General features: G+C 34.3%; 5 protein-coding genes and 1 pseudogene. All 6 read left to right on the forward strand.

Features of this window, described 5'->3' with window-relative positions; genetic code table 11:
- Nucleotides 1-113 precede the first annotated feature (113 nt).
- Entirely contained in the window at nt 114-1790 is a 1677-nt protein-coding gene (locus FPG59_RS10545; RefSeq protein WP_086454565.1) for an ATP-binding protein, read from the forward strand.
- A gap of 53 nt (nt 1791-1843) precedes the next feature.
- The gene (locus FPG59_RS10550; protein WP_086454566.1) at nt 1844-2635 is read left to right on the forward strand and encodes an HNH endonuclease; all 792 of its coding nucleotides are present in this window, start codon (nt 1844-1846) and stop codon (nt 2633-2635) included.
- 3 nt (nt 2636-2638) lie between these two features.
- Nucleotides 2639-4141, forward strand: a complete 1503-nt coding sequence (locus FPG59_RS10555) for an ATP-binding protein (protein WP_086454567.1) — start codon at nt 2639-2641, stop codon at nt 4139-4141.
- Nucleotides 4138-7329, forward strand: coding sequence for a type I restriction endonuclease subunit R (locus FPG59_RS10560; RefSeq protein ID WP_086454569.1), 3192 nt, complete (start codon nt 4138-4140; stop codon nt 7327-7329). The genes FPG59_RS10555 and FPG59_RS10560 overlap by 4 nt, the downstream gene beginning before the upstream one ends.
- A 2-nt stretch (nt 7330-7331) precedes the next feature.
- A complete protein-coding gene (locus FPG59_RS10565) occupies nt 7332-8231 on the forward strand; it encodes a YafY family protein (RefSeq protein ID WP_086454568.1) in 900 nt (299 codons plus the stop codon).
- A gap of 92 nt (nt 8232-8323) precedes the next feature.
- A pseudogene (locus tag FPG59_RS10570) lies at nt 8324-9255 on the forward strand (restriction endonuclease subunit R); the annotation flags it as partial.

Raw genomic sequence — 9255 nt, forward strand, 5'->3', positions numbered from 1 at the left:
GATAAAACTAAAGTCACACTAAAGGAAAGAAACTTGGAAAAACAAATAATTATTCTTGAAGGCAATTTTTGGTCTCTAAATAATTTTATTGAAATAATATAAAACAAAAAAATATGCAATTAGGGAAAGTACAAAGTGTAGATACAGGCAATATTACTGTTCTTGTTGAATCAGAAGAATTATTAAATAGTGTACAAGTCAATCAAATCATACAAATTCGTTCAACTAAAACGGGGGAGAAAATCATAGGATTAATTTCTAAAATTCTTAGGAAAGCTTTATCAGTCAAAATTGATGAAAACGATGATGGTGATTTAGTAATTGAAAATGTAATTAAAGTAAATTTAGTTGGAACATTTATTGAAACACATGGTACTGCAAAGAATTTGTTTAAAAGAACATTGAATACAGTTCCCAGTATTAATGCTGATTGTTTTTTGTTAATAGGAGCTGAATTAACCGAATTTATGAAAACTATTTCTTCAAGTAGTGAGAATCCCTTGAAGGTTGGAACTTATACAATTGCTGAGGAATCGGATGTAAATCTTGATGGGAATAAATTCTTTCAAAGACATGCAGTGATAGTTGGAGGTACTGGTTCAGGTAAATCATGGACAGTGGCGAATGTTCTAGAAAGTGCATCAAAATTAAAATCAGTAAATTGTATTGTTCTTGATTTACATGGAGAATACACACCTTTAAGTGGATTAGACAATGTTTCTCTTTTAAAAATTGCAGGTCCATCTGATGATTGTACAAATCCAGACAATATTTTTCTCCCTTATTGGCTTTTATCGTATGAAGAAATAGAATCTTTATTATTAGATAGAAGCGATAGTAATGCTCCAAACCAGTCAAGAGCACTTTTTGATTTGATAATAAAATTAAAAAAGGAAAAATTAGAAACTGAGGATAAGCAAGATGTCTTAAGTAATTTTACAGTAGAAAGTCCAATACCATTTTCAATATCTCAACTTCTCCAAGAATTAGATGATGAAGATCAAAAAATGATTGAAGGAGCTAGATCCGGAACAGAAAAACAAGGCCCTCTATTTGGTAAGTTAACTAGATTTGTTCAGAGATTAAGTAGTAAAAAAGAAGATAAACGATTAAATTTTTTATTTAATGAAGATCCAATTCTTCTAGAATATGACTGGTTTACTGTTTTAGTAAAAAAATTACTTGATTTTGGAAAAGGGAGTGGTATCAAAATTATTGATTTTTCTGAAGTACCATCTGATATTTTACCTTTAATTACAGGTTTATTAGCAAGATTAGTTTTTTCTATACAACAATGGACAGATGAAGATAACAGGCATCCAATATCAATTTTTTGCGATGAAGCACATTTATATTTACCTGCTAATACAAAAGGTTCAATAGAAGAAAAAGGATTACAAAGTTTCGAAAGAATAAGTAAGGAAGGTAGAAAATATGGTGTTTCTTTAGTTGTAATTAGTCAACGTCCCTCAGACGTTAGTAAAACTATTTTGAGTCAATGCGGTAATTTCATCGCCATGCGTTTAACAAATCCAGATGATCAGAATGTAATTAAACGTTTGTTTCCTGATAATCTGGGTGATTTTGCAAATCTATTACCAATCCTAGATATAGGAGAAGCTTTAATTGTTGGCGATGCTTCATTGTTACCTAGTAGAGTTCAAATTGACAAACCAACTATTAAACCTAAAAGTGCAACAGTTGATTTTTGGGATGAATGGTCAAAAGATAAAACTAGTTTTGATTTAGAATTATCTGTTGAGGCTTTGAGAAGACAAAGTAAAAATTAAAATATATTTGAACCTAATAAGAGTTTTAACTTGAAACGCATTATTTTTCAAAAATGGATAATTCAAAAACTAATAAAATATGTTTATGGTGTTTAGAAACTGAACCGAATGTAACTTTTAAAAAGAAAGCTCATACCATTCCGAAATCATTAGGAGGTCAGAATTTCAATAAGAATGTGTGTGATAGTTGTAATTATCATTTTGGAAATAAAGACACACACAATGGTAAATATTCAATTGAAGTTGCTTTAAAAGAAACATTTAACATATCGCGTAAAATGTTTTTGCTTTCTGGGGTGCAAAAAAGAAAAGTTGGTGAATTTAAATCCCAATTTTTTGAAATAAAAGAGAGAAACGGAAAGCAACGTTTGAGTATTAGACCTTCGTTTATGTTTGCTTCTCAATCTGAACTTTGTAGAGCTTTTAAAAGAGGCTTGTATAAAATGTATTTTGAGGAGCTCAACAGACAAAATGATAAAGGTTACGAATTAGATTATAATATTATAAGACAGTTTGCAAGATTCAATGATGGTGATTTACCAATTTATTATTTTAAGAGACGTGTTGGTATAATGATGCTTTTAAAAAGAGAACCCGAAACACCAATTTTGTATTTTGACAGAATGACTTATTTGTATTCAAATGAAAAATTTGCAGAGATTGAGTTTTTAGGACACGTTTTTGGTTTTCCAATTTCTAATTTTACTCGGGAGGATTTTGATAATTATATTCAATCCTCCCTTGAGTTAAAAAAAGACCATTTTATTGAAGCCGTAAATATTAAAAAGCTTACTGATGTTGATATTAGTTTGAGTATTATGAATGATTCAAGAAATAAAGTATAAAAAATGAGCGAATCTCAAAACATAGAATGGAAACGAAGTTGGCATGACGACTATCTGAAATGGATATGCGGTTTTGCTAATGCAGTGGGTGGTACTATCTATATTGGCAAGGATGATGATGGTGTGTTAACACATTTGGAGAATCACAAAGCCCTGATGGAGTCCCTTCCCAATAAAATTCGTGAAAATTTAGGGATCATCTGTGATGTCAATCTGCATGACGAAGCGGGAAAAAAATATATCGAAATCAGAGTCAATCCGTACTCGGTTCCCGTGTCGCTCCGAGGACGTTACTATTACCGTTCCGGCAGTTCCAAAATGGAAATGACCGGAAACACCCTAAACGAGTTTTTACTAAAAAAAGCTGGTAAAACTTGGGATGATGTCATAGAGGAAGGTGCCAGTTTGGATGACATCGATGACAACAGTATCAAGACATTCGTTAAAGATGCCTTAAAAAGCGGACGTATGCCCAATGATATAGGTGAACTTTCTACCGTTGAACTTTTGGAGAAAATTCGTTTGCTCGATCACGGCAAACTCAAAAGAGCTGCCATTATCCTGTTTGGTAAAGACCCGAATCGTTTTTATCCCAACATCAAAGTAAAAATTGGCCGTTTTGGCGTCAACGATGCCGACCTCCGTTTTCAGGAAGTTGAAGAAGGCAATATCATTGAATTGCTGAAAACAGTTCCCAATCAGTTAAACTACAAGTTTTTTACCAAACCCATCGATTTCGAAGGCTTACTGCGTATCGAAAAAGACGAATACCCCGTGCCAGCCGTACGAGAGATGCTTTTGAACGCTTTGGTACACCGTTCCTATATGGGTTCGATGATTCAAATGCGTGTATATGATGACAAATTGAATATATGGAACGAAGGTTTACTGCCTGAAGGAATGGACTTCGAAAGCCTAAAACACCACCATATTTCACGCCCTAGAAATCCGCTGATAGCTGACGTTTGTTTCAAAGCGGGTTATATTGATTCTTGGGGGCGTGGTACTTTAAAGATTTATGAAGCCTGTAAAGAGATGGGCTTGCCGGAACCGGAAATTATTTCGATGGATGGTGGTATACTGGTTACTGTTTATAAAGATCCAAATATTCAAGCCACCCAGCAAGTCGGTAGCACATTGGAAGATTCAACAAAGTCTATTGAACAAATCCAAAAGGAATTTGGGTTGTTATCAGACCGAATTACTCTTGGTAAAGAAACGAATATTGATTTTTTACGAGCTAATTACGGGGTGTTTTCGGAAGAAGTTCGGAAGAAGTTCGGACGAAATTCGGACGAAATTCGGACGAAATTCGGAGAAAAGTCAATTTACACCGTCTTTCTAATATTACTCAATAATAGCATAAGCGCAAATGAAATTGGCAAGCTTTTGGGAGTAACACAAAGAAGCATCGAAAAATACATCGGAACACTAAAAAAAGATTCTATTATTGAACGTGTAGGTCCTGATAAAGGAGGACATTGGAAAATAATACCGAAAAAATGAAATTCACCGAAGGGCAATTAGAAAAGGCATTTATATCACTACTGCAAGAAGAAAAAATGACGCATCTTGCAGGCGGGGAGGTACGTAAAACAGAATTCAACGGTTTAGCAGAACCGCCAACTGTTTATGGCCATGCAGTAAGTGAAAAAGTCTTGATTATAGAAGACCTGAAAAAATATTTGGGCAGCCAATACAGATCAGAAAATATCACCGAAAACGAAATCGATTCCATCATAAGGGATTTAGATCGTTTGCCTGCTTCTGATTTATATGAAACCAACAAAACCATTATGAAAATGGTAAGTGATGGTTTCCTATTGAAACGTGAAGACCGTAACCAAAAGGATATCTATATTCAGTTGATAGATTATTCCGAGGAGGATAACAACATCTATAGCATTGTCAATCAATTGGCAATTAAAGGGTACGAAATGCGTATCCCCGATTTAATTCTGTACATCAACGGATTGCCTCTGGTGGTTTTTGAATTCAAAACTGCCATTCAGGAAAATACAACAATCCATGATGCTTACGTACAGTTAACTACAAGATACAAAAGAGACATTCCTGAACTCTTCAAATACAATGCGTTTTGTGTGATTAGTGATGGAGTGAATACCAAAGCGGGTTCTTTCTTTGCGCCTTATGAATTTTTTTACGCCTGGCGTAAAATTGAAGGTATGGTTAATGAAGTCGATGGTATCGATGCCATGTTTACACTCATCCAGGGTATGTTCAACCGAAATAGGTTAAGAAATATTATTCAAAATTTCATTTATCTCCCCGACAGTTCCAAGAAAAATGAAAAAATAGTTTGCCGTTATCCTCAATACTATGCCGCTATTAAGCTTTTTGAAAATATAAAAATACATCAGCGTCCTGAAGGTGATGGAAAAGGCGGTACTTACTTTGGTACCACTGGTTGTGGTAAAAGTTACACTATGCTGTACTTGAGTCGTTTACTAATGAGAAGCACTTATTTTGGAAGTCCAACTATTGTGTTGATAACTGACAGAACTGATTTGGATGACCAATTATCGGGACAATTTACCAATGCCAAAGGATTTATCGGTGATGAAATGATTGTAAGTGTAGAAAGCAGAAGTCAACTAAGGGAACTATTGCAAGGCAGAAACAGCGGAGGGGTATTCTTGACGACCATTCATAAGTTTACAGAAGATACCCGATTATTGACCGATCGCAATAATGTAATCTGTATATCCGACGAAGCACACCGCAGTCAGACTAATCTGGATCAGAAAATAAAAGTGACCGAGAATGGGGTCACTAAAACCTTCGGCTTTGCTAAATATTTACACGATTCCCTACCTAATGCCACTTATGTAGGTTTCACAGGAACTCCCATTGATGCTACTATTGATGTATTTGGTGACATAGTAGATACTTATACGATGAAGGAATCTGTAATTGATGAAATTACGGTGCGTATTGTTTATGAAGGCCGTGCGGCCAAAGTCCTGCTCAATAACGGGAAACTTCAGGAAATTGAAGAATATTATAACCGTTGTGCCGAAGAAGGCAGTAACGAGCATCAGGTGGAGGAAAGTAAAAAAGCCATGGCACAAATGAATGCCATTATTGGTGATCCTACACGATTGAAAACCGTAGCCGAAGATTTTGTAAAACATTATGAAAACAGAATTGCTGAAGGGGCGACGGTAAAAGGAAAAGCAATGTTTGTTTGCAGCAGCCGTCCAATCGCTTACGAATTATACAAAAACATTTTGGAACTCCGTCCGGAATGGGGAGAAGTAAAAATTACAGAAGATGGCATAGTACTTTCCGAAAAAGAACAAAAGGAAATCAAACCAATGGAACGTGTCAAAATGGTCATGACCAGAGGCAAAGACGATCCGGAAATATTATACAATCTGTTAGGAACCAAAGAAGACCGTAAGGAGTTAGACCGTCAGTTTAAAAATGAAAAATCCAATTTTAAAATCGCTATCGTGGTCGATATGTGGTTAACCGGTTTTGATGTCCCTTTCCTGGACACTATGTATATTGACAAACCAATACAAAGGCACAATCTTATCCAAACCATTTCAAGGGTTAACCGAAAATTTGAAGGAAAAGAAAAAGGCTTGGTAGTGGATTATATCGGAATCAAAAAACAAATGAACCTTGCTTTGGCACAGTACAGCAGTGCTGATGCTCAAAATATTGAAGACATTGAACAATCCATAGTAGTCGTTAAAGACCAATTGGATTTATTGGCGAAACTGTTCCATAAATTCGATAAATCAAACTATTTCAAGGGTTCACCCGTAGATCAATTACGAACCTTAAATCAGGCAGCAGAGTTTGTGCAACTTACCCAAGAGCTGGAAAAAAGGTTCATGTATATTGTAAAAAGATTAAAATCGGCTTACGATATATGTTCCGGTAGTGGTGTATTCGATGAAGCGGAAAGAGACGAAATTCATTTCTATTTAGCCGTTCGCTCCATAGTGTTCAAACTCACCAAAGGAGTGGCACTGGATACTGCGCAAATGAACAACAAAGTGCGGCAGATGCTGCAGGAAGCCATTGAGAGTAATGGCGTGGAAGAAATTTTTAAACTGGGAGATGCCAATCAAACGGAGATAGATATTTTCTCGGAAGATTATATGGCCAAGATTGATAAAATCAAACTTCCCAATACCAAAATCAAGCTTCTACAAAAACTATTGGCTAAAGCCATTGACGATGTAAAGAAAATTAATAAGATAACCGGAATTGACTTTTCTAAGCGCTTGCAATTCATCGTTGATAAATATAACGAAAGAAAAGAAAGTGATGTATTGCGAAGTGAAGTATTGGAAGATTTCACAGATGAAATCATAGACTTGTATTATGCTTTGAAAAAAGAAAAGGAATCTTTTAAAGACCTCGGAATTGACTTTGAGGAAAAAGCTTTTTATGACATCCTAAAAGCCCTGGCTGTTAAGTATGATTTCGTATATCCCGAGGATAAATTAATCCTTTTAGCAAAAAAAGTAAAAGAAGTTGTTGATGACAAAGCAAAATATACGGACTGGAGTAAACGGGATGATATCAAAGCGGAATTAAAAGTAGGTTTAATTATACTTTTAGCTGAAAACGGTTACCCCCCTGTAGATAGAGACGAGGTTTATAAAGAAATTTTTGAACAGGCGGAGAACTTTAAGAAATATCAAAACAATTAAAAATGGCAGACCAAGCTAAATTTCAAAAAATGCTGGAAGTATTACTGCTATTGGATTGCCAATATGGTAGAACCATTGCAGAACTGTCTGATCGATTTGAAATATCACATCGAACGGTTTATCGGTATCTTGATACTTTCAAACACGTTGGTTTTGTCATTGAAAATAATAATGGCTATTTTAAGATTGATAAAGAAAATACTACTGTTCAGGAAATTAGTGATTTGTTGCATTTTTCTGAAGAAGAGGCCTTTATTTTGAGTAAAGCGATCCATAGCATAGATGATAATGATGAATTAAAAATCAAATTAGTTAAGAAATTATATAGCCTCTATGATTTTGACCGTGTTATCCATGCCATTTCAAAAAAGGAAGAAAGTGAGAATATTTATTCTTTACTGCAAGCCATAAAACAGCAAAAACAAGTCGTTTTGCAATCGTATAAGTCCGGTAATAGTAAAAACATTAGAGATAGAATTGTAGAACCTATTGATTTTACTGTTAATTATACAGGAGTTTGGTGTTACGATGCTGAAGATGGCACCAATAAAGTCTTTAAGACTTCAAGAATTAAGCAAGTTATTTTACTTGAATCTTCCTGGAAATTCAAACCTAAACATAAAAAAGGAATCATTGATATTTTTAGAATACAAAGTTTTGAACCAGTGCATGTCAATTTGGAACTCTCATTAGTAGCCTATAACTTGATTATGGAAGAGTATCCATTGTCTGAGAAATACATCACTAAGATAACGGATAATTTATATCGTTTGGAATGTGAAGTTGGCAATTTTTTAGGTGTTGGTCGTTTTATTCTAGGACTTCTTGGAGAAGTTAAAATTATTGAGCCAAAAACATTAAAAGATTATGTTCAAGAGCGTCTGAATGCCTACAAAGCATGATTTAAAAGTAATTTATTCAGATTATAAATAGATTATTTATTTTTTTCCTTTAATATATTTGCAACTAATCTAATGATAGATTAATTAAAATTATGTCAACATCAGTCGAGATAAATAATATCCAACTATTTAAATCTGTTTTTACAGGAAGAGAAGATGTGTTTGCTGTTCGATGGGAAAAAGGGAGCAAAAGTGGCTATATGCCAGCCTATTTTTATGACCCATACCGTTACCGAGTTCATAAAATGAATGGTGGCACTTTTCAAAATTATTTGGATAAGGAGCATTTACTACTTTCTGAAAGGGAAATTGAAAAACACTTAAACGGCGAACAGCATATTGGAATTTATCCGCTGCTTAAAGACAATACTTCTTGGTTTATTGTTGCCGATTTTGATAAAGTCGAATGGGTTGAGGACTGCAAAAAGTTTATAAATGCTTGTAATGAAAAGGGAATTTCTGCCTATTTGGAACGTTCTCGTTCGGGCAAAGGCGGACATGTTTGGATATTTTTTGAACAACCTTATCCAGCTATAAAAAGCAGAAAGATTTTCATTTCAATTTTAGAGCAAACAGGAGTTTTTTCTTTATTTGACAAGAGCTCCAGTTTTGATAGAATGTTTCCTAATCAGGATTTTTTGTCCGGAAAAGGATTTGGCAATTTGATAGCTCTTCCGTTATATAAGAAAACCTACGAACAAGGAAACAGTTGTTTTATTGATGTGGAAAGTCTAGAACCAATTCCGCATCAATGGGATTTTATAAAGAATATTCAAAAAATTTCGACAGTAAAACTTGATGAACTACATCAAATTTATAATGCACAACAAGATATTCTTGCTTCGATTGTTCCAAAATCACACAATGAAAAATTAACTATAAGATTGGCAAACGACATAAAAATTAATCGCTTTGCCATTTCAACTGCATTAATTAATTTTCTGAAAGAAGAATTAAATTTTCTAAATACGGAATTTTTAGTCAAAAAGAAGATTGGAAAAAATACTTTTGGGACAGAACGTTA

Origin of the sequence: Flavobacterium sp. FPG59 (assembly GCF_002150205.1) — a bacterium.
Lineage (GTDB): Bacteria > Bacteroidota > Bacteroidia > Flavobacteriales > Flavobacteriaceae > Flavobacterium.